Below are 16,994 nucleotides of genomic sequence, written 5' to 3'. Positions count from 1 at the left end.
CTATGTATTCGGATAACTCTTACTATCAGAACAACAGAAGCCCCAGGGCCAGGCCTGACCCCATCAGCATCTTCATTACGCTGATGTTGGCTATTCCATTATGGATTGGTGTTTTGTCGCCACTAAAACCCTTGGAAAAGGAAGAATGGCTTCCGCCCATCGACCCCCGTGCCGACGGCAAGGTGCCTGTAAAGCGTTTGAAGAAAAAGGGTTCAACATTATACCTGGATGATTACCGTAAGTATCGCGGCACATCGAAATGGGATGAATTCATGGAAGAAATTGAGCAGAAGGGACTGGATCCGTGGGATCCCGAAGCCAAAGAAATCTGGTCAACCTATTACCACTAATTTTTTTACTTAACCTTTTCATTTTCTGATCATGCTGGTCAATCTGAGCAACCATCCATTTAAATACTGGCCTGAAGAACAACGCAATGCCGCAATGGAACAATTCGGGCAGGTGCACGACATGCCCTTCCCGAATGTAGATCCCGTAGCCGACCTTGCCATGGTGTCGCACCTGGCTGCTGAAATTGTTCAACAAATCCTCGATCTGAAAGAAAACGTTAATAATGACTCGTTTGCAGTGCACGTGATGGGCGAGCTTACGATTAACTTTCAGATTGTTGATTTGCTGAGAAAAAGCAACATACGTTGCGTTGCAAGCACTACTACGCGTGAAACTGTATTCACCGAAGAAGGCAAACTCTCGAAGTTCCGTTTTGTGCGCTTCCGCGACTATTATGCCCCGGCATAAGTTTTTAGAATCACACTTTCCATGTCCCCCCTCAATCAAAATCTCCCGCACAAGCAGGAGTTTTGCTGCACAGATCAGGTTTTCCGGCAGGAGGAAAGTCTGATTTTGTGTTTTCAGCCGGCGTGCAGGCATGATGTTAAATGCCTGGTAATGGGTTTTCTTGCCGCAGGCTTGTTTTCGATGTTCATTTTACGGTTTGCTCAAATTGTTGTCTTATGGGAGCATCATCAACCGGTCACCAGCATCAAATCAGATAGCGTCGGATGGATGGCAAAAACTAAAAAACCAATATGACAATGAATAAACAATTTCCACCGAAGGGCGATCCGGGCAGGTCGTTACCCGATCACTCGGCACTTATTCCGTATGTAGCCAGAAGGATAGTTCCAGGGGCAGAGCAGCGAAGGCTGGGCGATCAACTGATGAAGTTTGCACACAACGATGCGAAGGTGATGGTGGTGGATGGCTATGCAGGCACGGGTAAGACAACCATGATTGCAGCTTTTGTGAGGTATTTGCAGGCCAGGGAACAACCGGTGGTTTTGCTGGCTTCGACCGGCCGTGCAGCCAAAATTCTTTCGCAGAAAGCAAGGTTTCCGGCCGAGACCCTCCATCGGCACATCTATATTCTTGAAATTCAGGAAGTAGATCACATCCGCAAAACCAAGCGCCTGGTCTTTAAAATAAGAGCCAACTTCACCCCTGAAGACACGGTGTATGTGGTTGACGAAAGCTCGATGATAGCCGATCATCCGTCGAAAGGGCAGTTTCTGAATTATGGTTCGGGCAGGTTGCTGGCCGATTTTCTGACGTTTGCCGGAAAACGAAAGGTTGTTTTTGTGGGCGACAGTTGCCAGTTGCCACCTGTGAATGTGGCTTATCCGCCTGTATTCGAGGCAGACTATTTCAACCGGAAGTTTGAAATCGATCCCATGCGTTTCCGGCTTACGGAGCAAATGCGCTTTTCGATGGAGAGCGGGATTTTCAAGTTGTCCGACGAATGGCGACGCGCCATAGATGCGGGCAGAACCCTTTCGCTGAATATCAATACTGCCCAGTTCGGCGATGTGCACACGGTGATCGATGCGGGCAACATGGCACGCGAGCTGGCCAGACGCATCAAAACGTATGGCATCGACCAGTGCGTCGGGATTTGCTTTACCAATAAGGCAGCCTTCAACCACTCGCAGGCCGTGCGCACCGAACTCTTCCGCAACGCGGGCACAATCAACCCGGGCGAGATACTGATTGTGGTGCAAAACAACTACCTGCACAACATCACCAATGGCGAGCATATTGTGATTGAAAAGCTCGGATCGGCCACGCGCAGGGCAGGCCTCACATTCAGGGTCTTCACTGCCCGGATGAACGATTTTCAGGGTGAGCGGGCCATTCAGGGGCTGCTCATCGAGGATTTGCTTTATTCTCCGGTGCCAGGTCTGTCGAATGAGCAGGAAACCGAGCTGATGGTTGATTTTATGATCCGGATGAAAAATAAGGGGGTCAAAGAAAACACGGAGGAGTTTTTCAGGCAGCAGATTACAGACCATTATCTCAATGCGCTGAGGGTGAAGTTTGGCTATGTGATCACCTGTCACAAAGCGCAGGGTGGCGAGTGGGACGAAGTGTTTGTGGACGTCGAAAACAGCCTGTTGAACAATCCGTCCGACTTTTATCTGCGATGGGCCTACACGGCAGTCACGCGTTCGGCAAAAACCGTTTACATGCTGAAAAAATCGTTTATCCGTTAAATCAGCTTAAAAGATAGCTGCATATGGAATTGGTTTTGAATACTTTTGGCACAAGTCTGGTAAAAGAAAACGGCCAGCTTGTGGTGGTGCATCCCGAGGGTAAGCAGGTGATACCCCTGGATAAATTGCGAACCATCACGGTCAGCAAAGGGGCGCGCATCAGTTCGGATGCAGCTTTGCTGGCTATCGAACACGAGGTGGACATTTTGTTTGTCGACGATGTGGGCCGGCCCAAAGGCAGGGTGTGGAGCGTTCAGTTTGGTTCGATATCTACCATCAGGCGCAAGCAACTTGATTTTACCTTTTCGCAGGATGCCATTGCATGGATCAAGGAGTTGCTCAGCCAAAAGCTCGACAATCAGATCGCGCTCATTTATTCGCTGGCGCCACTCCAGTGGGAACATCAGGCTACGCTCGAAAAGGTGGTCGGCACCATATCCGACTACAAAACCAAGATACAGGCCATCAAGGGTGAAGTGATCAGCGACATTGCGCCGAGCTTGCGCGGATGGGAAGGTGTGGCCACAAGGCGCTATTTTGAAGTGCTCAATTTGCTCCTGCCCGAAGAATACCGCTCGGAAGGCCGCACCCAACACCCGGCTATGGATGTGTTCAATTGCATGCTCAACTACGGATACGGCATACTTTATGGCAAAATTGAAGGCGAGCTCATCAAGGCAGGCCTCGACCCCTATGTGGGGGTGATGCACCGCGAAGATTACAACCGGCCGGTTTTGGTGTTTGATGTGATTGAAAAATACCGCGTGTGGGTTGACTATGTGGTGATGAAACTGCTGATGCAAAAGGCGATAAACAGCGATTGCTACAGCGTGCGCGAGGACGGGAGCCACTGGCTGGAGGCGCTTGGCAAACGCATTCTGATTCAAAGCATTAACGACTACTTCGACGAAGTGATCCAGATGGATGGGGCCAGCCGAAGCAGGCAGAACCACATCAGTTTGTATGCCCAAAAATTAGCCAGCAGGGTACAGAAAACAATCCCGGGATGATATGATCAGCATCGGATACAACATCAAACAACCCAACGATGTGTTGCGTACGGTAGAAGTAGCCGATCTGGCGCGACGAATCCGCCAGCCCGACAAGGCTTTTGTGGATTTTATCAACCAGTTGCGCATATTGCTGTCGATCGACCCACGGAGATATCGTGACATGAAGACCCATCTTCCCTATGTGGTGGCGGCAAGCTTCAATCCGCCATACCGGCGCATCGAAAACTTTGCTTCGTGCAGTGCGTTGATCATCGACCTCGACCATCTGCAGGCCAAAGGCATCAATATGCAGGAGCTCAGGCGCAAAATCAATGCCGACCCGCGGGTGCTTCTGTCTTTCTGTTCGCCCTCGGGCGATGGACTCAAGGTGATGTTCAGGTTCGAACCAAAATTTACCGACCCTGCCAGATACAGCATCTTCTACAAGCTGTTTGCGACGCGTCTGGCTGCCGAATACAATGTGCATCAGGTGATTGACAAAAGTACTTCGGATGTCAGCCGGGCCTGCTTTGTAAGTTACGATCCGGAGGTTTATTTTAATCCTGAGGCCGAACCTGTGAAGTGGGCATTGTATGTGGATTTTGAAAATCACCTGAGCCTGAACGAGTTGCTCGATGCCACGGATGAAGCGCAGCAAAAGGCCAGAATGGTGGCACCCGAAGTGAAGGACGAACGCACATTGACGGCCCAGGACCTGCCCGACGAGATATTGCAAAAAATAAAGGATCAGCTCAACCCTGCACGTGCGGCCCAGAAAGAAAAGCGCATCTATGTGCCACCGGAGGTAGAGCAGTTGTTGCCACGGATAGCATCGGCACTTCAGGCGCAAAAACTCACCATGACCGAAGTGAAGAATATCCACTACGGTAAACAAATCAAGGTGAACCTGGGCAACCTGTGGGGTGAGGTAAACCTGCATTATGGTAAGAAAGGATTTTCGGTTGTCAAGAGCACCAAGTCGGGCAGCGACGACCGCATCACAGAGGCTGTGGCTTTAGTCATTATGAATTTGTTGTACGATGAGCCCCAGGCGTAAACGTAAGGAAGTCAGCTTTGTGGAGCATATGCTGGGCATGAAACGGGCCGGATTGACCCATCGTTCAGCTGGTCTCAAAACGCCACCGCCTGCCGATCCGCTGGCACCCCTCGACGAACGCATAGCCGCATTGCTCGAAATTCACAGACGTCATCACGCAAATCCCGAGCGTATGTTGTATTTTATTTTCTACGACATCGAAAACAACAAAGTGCGCAACCAGATAGCCAAATACCTGATCCGGAACGGTTGCCTCAGGGTGCAGAAATCTGTCTTTTTTGCCGAATCCGAACGGCAGCTTTTCGACCGTATCTATCACGACCTGAAGACGATACAGGAGCTGTACGACAATACCGACAGCATCTTTTTTGTGCCTGTTTCGGCCGATCAGCTCCGTGCAATGAAGATAGTGGGCCAAAGTATGGATTTTGATTTGGTGATCGGAAACCGGACAACCTTATTTTTTTAGCTATGGAGCATGAACTTCAGGATGTAGTCCGCGCAGTAATCAACCACCGCTGGAACAAGGAATTTCAGCAGGCGCTCGATCTTTTTAAAACAAAGCTGGCGCCCCTTGGACGTAAACAAATTATGGAACATCCGCGCCTGATTTCAGCCATATGCGACTGCCTGCGCGAAACCGGAAAAACCAGGGAGGCTGTGCATTTTGTGCTCAACTGGTTAGGAATGGATGCTGAAATGGTGGTTCAGAACGAACTGGGAGTCAATATGGCCTGGCTGCTGTTTTTTTACTTTCAGCAACCGGATCAGCAGGTGGCCGACAGTGAACTTGAATTTGCGGAGATGTTGATCGTTAAGCTTGGGGCAGGAGCGTCGAGGTCAATTGCTGAGCGATTGTTTTTTGCCTGGACCGAAAAACAAAAGGGCAGGGGAGAGGCTGGATATTCAAAACTATTGGAAGTGTTGCAGATGCTGGGGCCGGAAACCTTTGATACCCAGACAAGGCAGATCAGTATCCGGCTTAAGGGGAAAGAAAAAGAGGTTGAACTGGCTTCGGCGCGCGAACAGGCCATGATGCTGCTTATCAAGGCATTATATGCCCTAAGGCAGTATGGCGAATGCATTGAGGTTTGCAACAAAACCCTGCAATCGGGTATTGAATTTCACTATGGCAACCAGATCTGGATTGCCCGGTATATGGCGCTTTCGTACCGTCAGACAGGTAAGCTCGATGAGGCCATACATCACCTTGAGCTTGTGCTTCGCAAACGCAGGGAATGGTTTGTGATGAAGGAGCTGGCAGAGCTATACGAGCAAGTGCGGCAGATACCAAAAGCCATTGCGCTGGCCACCTCAGCGGCAGGACTGGGAGGTTACTCTGCTTACAAAACAGGTTTGTTCGAACTCCTGGGCAGGATGCTCAAAGACAGCGATGGGGAAAAGTCGGTGCAGTGGTATGCGCTTGCAGCCAGAAGCAGGATAGAGGCAGGCTGGCGATTGTCGTACGAATTGCAGGCTGTGCCTTTGCCCGAAAACACGACTGCAGCGCAGATGTATCAGGCTCTGATGGAGCATGCCGGGTTGTTGAAACAAACAGCTGCTGAAGAAGAATGGGTTGGGACGGGCAGGCTGACGCGCATACTGCATGCCGGGGAGAATGGCGACGGGTTTATTACCTCGGATGATGGTCGCACGGTTTATTTCAGGTTTGCGCAAAGCAAGGTGCCCGCCGACCAGCTCATCGAGGGTGCCAGGTATAGCTTTAAGGCGGTGAAAGAGATGCGGAAAGGGAAGGAGACCTGGCGGGCAAAAAAAGTTTTTGCGTGTAAGGAATAAATATTATCTTGCTAAGATGAAAGGAGTAATTTTGCATGCCCAAAAAATGTACCTGTTTTTGGCTTTTTTTGAGGGCCACTTACCTAAAATGCAATGGTATAGTGTTGTATATCAGTTCATTGAAAATTTTGCTCTCACTAACCAACTTCCACTAAAACAAGGATTAAGACCTCATGTTGCTCCCAGTTCACTAACCAACTTCCACTAAAACAAGGATACTCCCTCACTAACCAACTTCCACTAAAACAAGGATTAAGACTCGCTACTTTTGTAAACACCTGAATGTCTCACTAACCAACTTCCACTAAAACAAGGATTAAGACCAGCAGATTTCTTAACTGAGCGCGCCCGTTGCTCCCACTCACTAACCAACTTCCACTAAAACAAGGATTAAGACTTATCCTCTCCCTCACTAACCAACTTCCACTAAAACAAGGATTAAGACCTCCAGCGCTCCTAACCACTTCCTAAAACAAGAGACACCTTCCTAAAACAAGGTAAGACACCCTAAAACAGGTAAGACCCTCACTAACCAACTTCCACTAAAACAAGGATTAAGACGTTTTATTGATTTGCACCCGTTGGGGTGCCCAGTACTCACTAACCAACTTCCACTAAAACAAGGATTAAGACGACAAAATGTTATATCGTGTATGGTCAGAAGTATATCTCACTAACCAACTTCCACTAAAACAAGGATTAAGACGCGTGTAACCGGTTTTTATTGATCTGCACCCTTTGGGCTCACTAACCAACTTCCACTAAAACAAGGATTAAGACCGAGGCGAGCTGCTCCTTCATAGAGCAGCTCCCAATCTCACTAACCAACTTCCACTAAAACAAGGATTAAGACATGTGCACCCCGAGGCGAGCTGCTCCTTCATAGAGCACTCACTAACCAACTTCCACTAAAACAAGGATTAAGACTGCCCAGCTGCATATTTTAGCCCGGTTACGGCGTGTCTCACTAACCAACTTCCACTAAAACAAGGATTAAGACCGAACTCGTCCAGCATGTTCCTTAACTGGCTAAGCCCTCACTAACCAACTTCCACTAAAACAAGGATTAAGACGAGTTCAAACGGCCGCGGAATCTCTTCCGCAGCCGCCTCACTAACCAACTTCCACTAAAACAAGGATTAAGACTGCTCAATACACTTATCCATGCTGGAGCTCACTCTCACTAACCAACTTCCACTAAAACAAGGATTAAGACTGATGAATGCGCTACCATCATTTGTGATGGTAGCTCTCACTAACCAACTTCCACTAAAACAAGGATTAAGACGAGTCTGGCTGCTCCCTCATAGAGCAGCCCCCAGTGCTCACTAACCAACTTCCACTAAAACAAGGATTAAGACAGAGCAGCCCCCAGTGCTGAAGCACTAGATCGCTCAGTTCTCACTAACCAACTTCCACTAAAACAAGGATTAAGACGTCGCTCAGTTGATCTCTCAACTGAGCGCGCCCGTTGGTCTCACTAACCAACTTCCACTAAAACAAGGATTAAGACGTTGGGAGCAACGGGCTTTAGGGTTAGTTTCATATGTCTCACTAACCAACTTCCACTAAAACAAGGATTAAGACCGCGCCCGTTGGGAGCAACGGGCTTTAGGGTTAGTTCTCACTAACCAACTTCCACTAAAACAAGGATTAAGACCTTACTATCTTAATCTCAAATGGCCTCGGAATTTCTTCTCACTAACCAACTTCCACTAAAACAAGGATTAAGACCAGACAGGATTATTCCTGTCTGGTCACTATCCTGATCTCTCACTAACCAACTTCCACTAAAACAAGGATTAAGACCTTTCTGCTTACTATCTTAATCTCAAATGGCCTCGGACTCACTAACCAACTTCCACTAAAACAAGGATTAAGACCTCTCAACTGAGCGGGCCCGTTGCTCCCAACGGGCTTGCTCACTAACCAACTTCCACTAAAACAAGGATTAAGACCAGTCCCCAGTTCTGCTGGACGAACTCGTCCAGCAGGTCTCACTAACCAACTTCCACTAAAACAAGGATTAAGACTACTATAGGACCTAGAAAGGTAAATATAACCATTGACTCACTAACCAACTTCCACTAAAACAAGGATTAAGACCTGTACCTATAAGTGCATATGGATTTTTAATATGACACTCACTAACCAACTTCCACTAAAACAAGGATTAAGACTACGGCATGTAACCGGGTGTTGTTAATCTGCACCCCTCACTAACCAACTTCCACTAAAACAAGGATTAAGACAGCTGCGTTGCCTCCAGGGTACGCAGATGCACAGTCTCACTAACCAACTTCCACTAAAACAAGGATTAAGACCTGATGCACAGTAGCTGTGCATTTGCGTGAATGTCGCTCACTAACCAACTTCCACTAAAACAAGGATTAAGACCTATCCTCTCCATACTTTTAAAATTAAATAATTAAACTCACTAACCAACTTCCACTAAAACAAGGATTAAGACAAATCTACTAAAGCCTGTTTAATAGTATTAGCGTTAACTCACTAACCAACTTCCACTAAAACAAGGATTAAGACCTCAGTAACCTCCACTAAGGTAAGCCTGTACCTAGGCTCACTCACTAACCAACTTCCACTAAAACAAGGATTAAGACGGCGGACTGCTCCCTCATAGAGCAGTCCCCAGTTCTCTCACTAACCAACTTCCACTAAAACAAGGATTAAGACAACCCGGTTACGGCATGTAACCGGGTTTATTAATCTGCTCACTAACCAACTTCCACTAAAACAAGGATTAAGACAGGTGCAGCTGGGCTGCTATACTTGTGCCCAGCTGCACTCACTAACCAACTTCCACTAAAACAAGGATTAAGACCCTGTCACCAGGCGGTATTGCCTGGTCACTAACCAACTTCCACTAAAACAAGGATTAAGACCCCTGTCTGGTCACTATCTTAATCTCAAACGGCCGCGCTCACTAACCAACTTCCACTAAAACAAGGATTAAGACAGCTACGCAGCTGTACTTTATCCCCCACCTGGAGCTCTCACTAACCAACTTCCACTAAAACAAGGATTAAGACTGCCCAGGCCATCACCTTCTGTCGCAGGCGTGCAGGGCTCACTAACCAACTTCCACTAAAACAAGGATTAAGACTATCCAACATACTTTTATAAAGTTCTAAGCGACCTCTCACTAACCAACTTCCACTAAAACAAGGATTAAGACACTACTCAACTTTGCCCCTTTGAAGGCTGATCTGTTAACTCACTAACCAACTTCCACTAAAACAAGGATTAAGACAACGGCAGCCATCACTTTTTGCTTTGTAGAAATGTCTCACTAACCAACTTCCACTAAAACAAGGATTAAGACTGTTTGATTTTACTTCTGCTTGTGTTTTTTCATCTTTTCTCACTAACCAACTTCCACTAAAACAAGGATTAAGACTGCTTTAAAAACATTTTTTGATAAAATCTGAAAAGCCTCACTAACCAACTTCCACTAAAACAAGGATTAAGACTGTTGGGAAATATCTCTTTATGTTCAAAGGAAATTTCCTCACTAACCAACTTCCACTAAAACAAGGATTAAGACGCTTTATAAGAATCTCTTTGAATTAAAGTATAAAATACTCACTAACCAACTTCCACTAAAACAAGGATTAAGACAAGTAGTAATACACAGTTAGCAATTCCGTAATTAGGCTCACTAACCAACTTCCACTAAAACAAGGATTAAGACTGATAGTTTAGTATCTGTTATTATAGGAACGTTAAGTCTCACTAACCAACTTCCACTAAAACAAGGATTAAGACATTTTCACCTTTCCGTTGAATTGTATCTGAAAACATTTCAGAGCTCACTAACCAACTTCCACTAAAACAAGGATTAAGACTATTTATTCATCCAGTTATAGAACTTGTTAAGAGTCTCACTAACCAACTTCCACTAAAACAAGGATTAAGACCTGATGCTTGCGCAACAGCTGCCTTAACAGGCTTTCCTCACTAACCAACTTCCACTAAAACAAGGATTAAGACTATGGGACTGTGCCCACCGCACAGCTCGGGTTTGCTCACTAACCAACTTCCACTAAAACAAGGATTAAGACTTCGATCGGCACAGGTCTTACGTTGTAAACTGGCGATTTACTCACTAACCAACTTCCACTAAAACAAGGATTAAGACAGCTTCATTAATAGCCTCCTGCGTCATAACAGGCTCCTCACTAACCAACTTCCACTAAAACAAGGATTAAGACTCAGCCCTGCGTAGCCCTACGGTTTTAATTTCAAACTCACTAACCAACTTCCACTAAAACAAGGATTAAGACTCTCCGAGCTGGTAGGCGATATAGCTGTTGTAGGTCGACTCACTAACCAACTTCCACTAAAACAAGGATTAAGACCTGAACGTCGGCTTCGAGCTGTGCGACCTGCTCTGTCTCACTAACCAACTTCCACTAAAACAAGGATTAAGACGGATCGTTGGCGAACAGCGCGCCCCAGCCGTACGAACTCACTAACCAACTTCCACTAAAACAAGGATTAAGACAAGTTTGCGCAGGGCTGTAGCGTATGATTTTGGTAGTTCTCACTAACCAACTTCCACTAAAACAAGGATTAAGACTTCAGGTGCGGCATGTCTTTCGACAGCGTGTTGGCGATCTCACTAACCAACTTCCACTAAAACAAGGATTAAGACGGTTATAGGTGTTTCGCATTTGTAAATGACATGCACCCTCACTAACCAACTTCCACTAAAACAAGGATTAAGACTTTGCTAACCTTTTCTTTTCTGTCGGGATTTCTAACTCACTAACCAACTTCCACTAAAACAAGGATTAAGACTGCTAATAAGGGGGTGCTTATGGTGGTTGGTAGCGTTGCTCACTAACCAACTTCCACTAAAACAAGGATTAAGACCACTCGGCCTTAACGTACCAGTAATTGATACGCGTCTCACTAACCAACTTCCACTAAAACAAGGATTAAGACCGGGCGATTTTGTTTGCTAACCTTTTCTTTTCTGTCGCTCACTAACCAACTTCCACTAAAACAAGGATTAAGACAATTAAAAAAAACTTATTGATGGCTATAAATCAACCTCACTAACCAACTTCCACTAAAACAAGGATTAAGACCGGCAAAGGCTCTCTTTTGCGCTTTGGTTGGTTTCCCTCACTAACCAACTTCCACTAAAACAAGGATTAAGACCGTTGTGCAAGCTCTTGCTCGAGCTCGTTTATCCTCCTCACTAACCAACTTCCACTAAAACAAGGATTAAGACAGTTTCCTTTTTACAGCATCAGGCCGATATACTCCCCTCACTAACCAACTTCCACTAAAACAAGGATTAAGACAGTCTTTTCTTTTGGTTGATACTGCTCTTCAGTTAAAACTCACTAACCAACTTCCACTAAAACAAGGATTAAGACTCAATCAGCAGGGGTTCATCACTTGTGTTAAACAGGCCTCACTAACCAACTTCCACTAAAACAAGGATTAAGACTAATAGGGTAAGCTCTTCCGGTTCAATGCAGTTAGCTCACTAACCAACTTCCACTAAAACAAGGATTAAGACCTTATGATATCCATCCCGTATTTACTTTTTCTGACTCTCACTAACCAACTTCCACTAAAACAAGGATTAAGACCGGTCTTTAAATTCATTGAAAAGTGTCCGACAGGTCTTTCTCACTAACCAACTTCCACTAAAACAAGGATTAAGACATTACCAGATCGGCATTCTCACTGCGACGATTATTCACTCACTAACCAACTTCCACTAAAACAAGGATTAAGACTCTTTTTCGATTCGGAGTAGTACTGGGAAGTGCAGACTCACTAACCAACTTCCACTAAAACAAGGATTAAGACCTGGATGATCCAGCCGGTTTTGTATCAGTAACCAACGTCTCACTAACCAACTTCCACTAAAACAAGGATTAAGACTTTACTAAGATAATTGTCTGATTTTTTCTTAAAACTCTCACTAACCAACTTCCACTAAAACAAGGATTAAGACAGGAATTTTTTTAATTTTTCAATCATAGCTTTAATTTCTCACTAACCAACTTCCACTAAAACAAGGATTAAGACTATTTTACTCCCCTTATTTCTATTTCTTTGGGAAGTAACTCACTAACCAACTTCCACTAAAACAAGGATTAAGACCTTTCAGAGTAGTTACTTGATTGAAGTATCTCAATATTGTCTCACTAACCAACTTCCACTAAAACAAGGATTAAGACTCAGACGTGTAAGAGGAAGTGCAGACCATAAGGGTCTCTCACTAACCAACTTCCACTAAAACAAGGATTAAGACCCGTCCTTCAAGAAGAAGTCCCCAACCTGGTACTCTCACTAACCAACTTCCACTAAAACAAGGATTAAGACTTTGCGCGCGCCAATTTTGCGGCTTCCTGCGCAAATCTCACTAACCAACTTCCACTAAAACAAGGATTAAGACCTTCTCTTTCAAGTTCTTTACAGTTGTCATAATATCCTCACTAACCAACTTCCACTAAAACAAGGATTAAGACACCATTAAGGTCTTTCTCTTCCCAGTTTTCGGACAACTCACTAACCAACTTCCACTAAAACAAGGATTAAGACCATTACGTGAACCGGAGTTTTCGTAGATGGGCATGACTGTCTCACTAACCAACTTCCACTAAAACAAGGATTAAGACGCCTAAGGCATAGAATAGGGGTTTCCAGTTCACATTACTCACTAACCAACTTCCACTAAAACAAGGATTAAGACTACTTTCCCCAAATTCTATGCCTAAGGCATGGAACAGGCTCACTAACCAACTTCCACTAAAACAAGGATTAAGACTGGTCTGCCGTTTCCGGTAGGAGAAACGACGCCATCACCTCACTAACCAACTTCCACTAAAACAAGGATTAAGACCTGTCTACCCCGCAAACGATGCAGAACTCCTTATCGGCTCACTAACCAACTTCCACTAAAACAAGGATTAAGACGCTGAAGACCATTTATTATCCCGAACCGGCTGTATGGCTCACTAACCAACTTCCACTAAAACAAGGATTAAGACTTGTTCCATGGGTTTAGATTCTTTCTACCTCCGAGGTCTCACTAACCAACTTCCACTAAAACAAGGATTAAGACCCCTTGATTGTCGAGCATAGGTACTCGACAAGCTTTTCTCACTAACCAACTTCCACTAAAACAAGGATTAAGACCATCAACGGCCTTGTCGTTGTGAAGCACGACAGGCCTCTCACTAACCAACTTCCACTAAAACAAGGATTAAGACACGTCTACGAGGTTTATAACCTCGCCGTTCTCACGCTCACTAACCAACTTCCACTAAAACAAGGATTAAGACAGACCTCCGAGGTCTCTAATGACCTCGTCGGTAAAAACTCACTAACCAACTTCCACTAAAACAAGGATTAAGACTACTCTGTTCGTGTTTAATGACTTTGTCCATTTGTCTCACTAACCAACTTCCACTAAAACAAGGATTAAGACCCATGGGTTTAAGTTTCTGATACCTCCGAGGTCTCTAATCTCACTAACCAACTTCCACTAAAACAAGGATTAAGACTACCAAACTAACATAACTAACAGAATTTACCAAAATAACTCACTAACCAACTTCCACTAAAACAAGGATTAAGACTTTTTTTTAGATTAAGACTCATTGAAAAATATTTCAACTCACTAACCAACTTCCACTAAAACAAGGATTAAGACTGGGATTACACCCACCCGTCCTTCAAGAAGCAGTCCCCCTCACTAACCAACTTCCACTAAAACAAGGATTAAGACTCAGGAATTCCTGAAATATCTAATTTTTTAGAATTTCTCACTAACCAACTTCCACTAAAACAAGGATTAAGACAACTTGAGAAATTCGTTTTACTTCGTCAGAAGTAAATTCTCACTAACCAACTTCCACTAAAACAAGGATTAAGACTTTTTTGCTCCGTAAACGGGACTTCCAGAAGGTTAACTCACTAACCAACTTCCACTAAAACAAGGATTAAGACATCTTTTCATTTTCTTCTTCTTTGATAATGTTGTAATCCTCACTAACCAACTTCCACTAAAACAAGGATTAAGACTTGATTGTCGAGCATAAGTACTCGACAAGTTTGTCTTCTCACTAACCAACTTCCACTAAAACAAGGATTAAGACGTTGCATACCTCCTCGTAGAGTTTTTTACAGTTTCTGCTCACTAACCAACTTCCACTAAAACAAGGATTAAGACAGTATGCGCACCCCACTATTAAAAAGAAAATATGACTGCTCACTAACCAACTTCCACTAAAACAAGGATTAAGACTTATTCTTTTGAGAAGTGTAAGAGGAAGTGCAGACCACTCACTAACCAACTTCCACTAAAACAAGGATTAAGACGTTGCATACCTCCTCGTAGAGTTTTTTACAGTTTCTGCTCACTAACCAACTTCCACTAAAACAAGGATTAAGACAGTATGCGCACCCCACTATTAAAAAGAAAATATGACTGCTCACTAACCAACTTCCACTAAAACAAGGATTAAGACTTATTCTTTTGAGAAGTGTAAGAGGAAGTGCAGACCACTCACTAACCAACTTCCACTAAAACAAGGATTAAGACGTCCATGGGTTAATGTTTCTGATTCCCCCGAGGCTCTGCTCACTAACCAACTTCCACTAAAACAAGGATTAAGACGATGAGTAGGGGATAATATCCCATCGGTAAAGTCCTCTCACTAACCAACTTCCACTAAAACAAGGATTAAGACACAATTGTGTTATTCTTTCTGAAAACTTTAACCGGTGATCTCACTAACCAACTTCCACTAAAACAAGGATTAAGACGCGCGCCAATTTCGCGGCTTCCTGCGCAAACTGCAAGTACTCACTAACCAACTTCCACTAAAACAAGGATTAAGACATTTTGACGCTAAATACCCAACCGGGAGCGCGTTCCCCTCACTAACCAACTTCCACTAAAACAAGGATTAAGACCTTTGGGCGAATACTCCACGACATACGGCTTAAGCAAACTCACTAACCAACTTCCACTAAAACAAGGATTAAGACCTAAAGAGTCAAGAAGTCTTTCGGGGTTTACCCCTCTGATTCTCACTAACCAACTTCCACTAAAACAAGGATTAAGACTTTTTTTAGAATTTCCGTTATAAAATACGAATGAAACCCCTCACTAACCAACTTCCACTAAAACAAGGATTAAGACAAGACCCCCGAGGCTTTGTATCACCTCTGGGGTAAAAATCTCACTAACCAACTTCCACTAAAACAAGGATTAAGACATAAACTTTTTACGGTTTATCAATTAACCCCGAAGCTCACTAACCAACTTCCACTAAAACAAGGATTAAGACTACTCGACAAGTTTACCTTTTTTCTCACTTACCCCCTCTCACTAACCAACTTCCACTAAAACAAGGATTAAGACCATTTTTTAAAAAAGGTTATGACCTGGCAAACGGTTTTCTCACTAACCAACTTCCACTAAAACAAGGATTAAGACTCCACTACGTCCGAAGGGACGTAGTAAACAGTTCGACTCACTAACCAACTTCCACTAAAACAAGGATTAAGACCTATCGAAGCTATATTAATAAACTTTTTACGGTTTACTCACTAACCAACTTCCACTAAAACAAGGATTAAGACAAGCAGTCCCCAACATGGTACTGCTTCCTACTCTTTCTCACTAACCAACTTCCACTAAAACAAGGATTAAGACAGTAGGGACTCAAAGTATTTAGTAGTCTCCGGACTACTCACTAACCAACTTCCACTAAAACAAGGATTAAGACCCGAAGGATCTTTAGCTGATCATTCTCAAGTTTTTTTACTCACTAACCAACTTCCACTAAAACAAGGATTAAGACAGCCTACAGAATTCGCTAATACAATTTTGTTTTTTACAACTCACTAACCAACTTCCACTAAAACAAGGATTAAGACCATTAAGGTCTTTTTCCTCATAGTCAAAGGACAGTACCCACTCACTAACCAACTTCCACTAAAACAAGGATTAAGACAAAGAGTCAAGGAGCGTTTCGGGGTTTACCCCTCTGCTCACTAACCAACTTCCACTAAAACAAGGATTAAGACGAGGTCACGTAGCCGGTAATTCCAGCTACGTGATGCTCTCACTAACCAACTTCCACTAAAACAAGGATTAAGACTTGGCAATGATAACCTCGTTACTGAGGCTATCGACTCCGCTCACTAACCAACTTCCACTAAAACAAGGATTAAGACAATAAAAAATAAAAAAAATAGGCGCAAAATTGCGCCTATTCTCACTAACCAACTTCCACTAAAACAAGGATTAAGACTTTTTTCGTACATATTAACGAAATAGCTACCGTTCACTCACTAACCAACTTCCACTAAAACAAGGATTAAGACCTACTCCGTCAAGAAGGTTGCATACCTCCTCGTAGAGTCTCACTAACCAACTTCCACTAAAACAAGGATTAAGACTGTATTGGCAATGATAACCTCGTTACTGAGGCTATCGACTCACTAACCAACTTCCACTAAAACAAGGATTAAGACTTGAACTCTGATAAGATGGTCTGAGCTTTTCGGTAGGGACTCACTAACCAACTTCCACTAAAACAAGGATTAAGACGGGTCTTCTTCCTCATCGTTATTGGA

The 16,994-nt window shown here is 44.2% G+C and carries 7 protein-coding genes and 1 CRISPR repeat array (1 of these 8 cut by a window edge); all 7 genes read left to right on the top strand.

The window, feature by feature from the left end:
* Positions 1–2 precede the first annotated feature (2 nt).
* The 7 genes from IPM52_03420 (at position 3) to IPM52_03390 (ending at position 6,356) form a co-directional block, all read left to right on the top strand.
* The gene (locus IPM52_03420; GenBank protein MBK9290669.1) at positions 3–350 is read left to right on the top strand and encodes a hypothetical protein; all 348 of its coding nucleotides are present in this window, start codon (positions 3–5) and stop codon (positions 348–350) included.
* A 31-nt stretch (positions 351–381) separates the two neighbouring features.
* Positions 382–759: a hypothetical protein gene (locus IPM52_03415; protein MBK9290668.1), complete on the top strand. Its 378-nt coding sequence runs from the start codon at positions 382–384 to the stop codon at positions 757–759.
* A 296-nt stretch (positions 760–1,055) separates the two neighbouring features.
* A complete protein-coding gene (locus tag IPM52_03410; protein MBK9290667.1) occupies positions 1,056–2,510 on the top strand; it encodes an AAA family ATPase in 1,455 nt (484 codons plus the stop codon).
* A gap of 23 nt (positions 2,511–2,533) precedes the next feature.
* Positions 2,534–3,520, top strand: coding sequence for a CRISPR-associated endonuclease Cas1 (cas1, locus tag IPM52_03405; protein MBK9290666.1), 987 nt, complete (start codon positions 2,534–2,536; stop codon positions 3,518–3,520).
* Between the two features lies 1 nt (position 3,521).
* Complete coding sequence (locus IPM52_03400) at positions 3,522–4,559, top strand: hypothetical protein (protein ID MBK9290665.1); 1,038 nt, start codon at positions 3,522–3,524, stop codon at positions 4,557–4,559.
* The gene (cas2, locus tag IPM52_03395; GenBank protein ID MBK9290664.1) at positions 4,543–5,028 is read left to right on the top strand and encodes a CRISPR-associated endonuclease Cas2; all 486 of its coding nucleotides are present in this window, start codon (positions 4,543–4,545) and stop codon (positions 5,026–5,028) included. Before IPM52_03400 ends, cas2 begins: the two co-directional genes overlap by 17 nt.
* Positions 5,029–5,030: 2 nt before the next feature.
* Entirely contained in the window at positions 5,031–6,356 is a 1,326-nt protein-coding gene (locus IPM52_03390; GenBank protein MBK9290663.1) for a hypothetical protein, read from the top strand.
* A 524-nt stretch (positions 6,357–6,880) separates the two neighbouring features.
* Positions 6,881–16,994: a CRISPR direct-repeat array (repeat unit 37 nt; unit sequence CTCACTAACCAACTTCCACTAAAACAAGGATTAAGAC); it runs 2,008 nt beyond the window's last position.

The sequence above is a fragment of the Bacteroidota bacterium genome (genome assembly GCA_016715945.1).
Lineage (GTDB): Bacteria > Bacteroidota > Bacteroidia > Bacteroidales > F082 > JALNZU01.
Note: the sequence above shows the minus strand (reverse complement) of the source record. Positions and strands in the feature narration are given on the sequence as shown.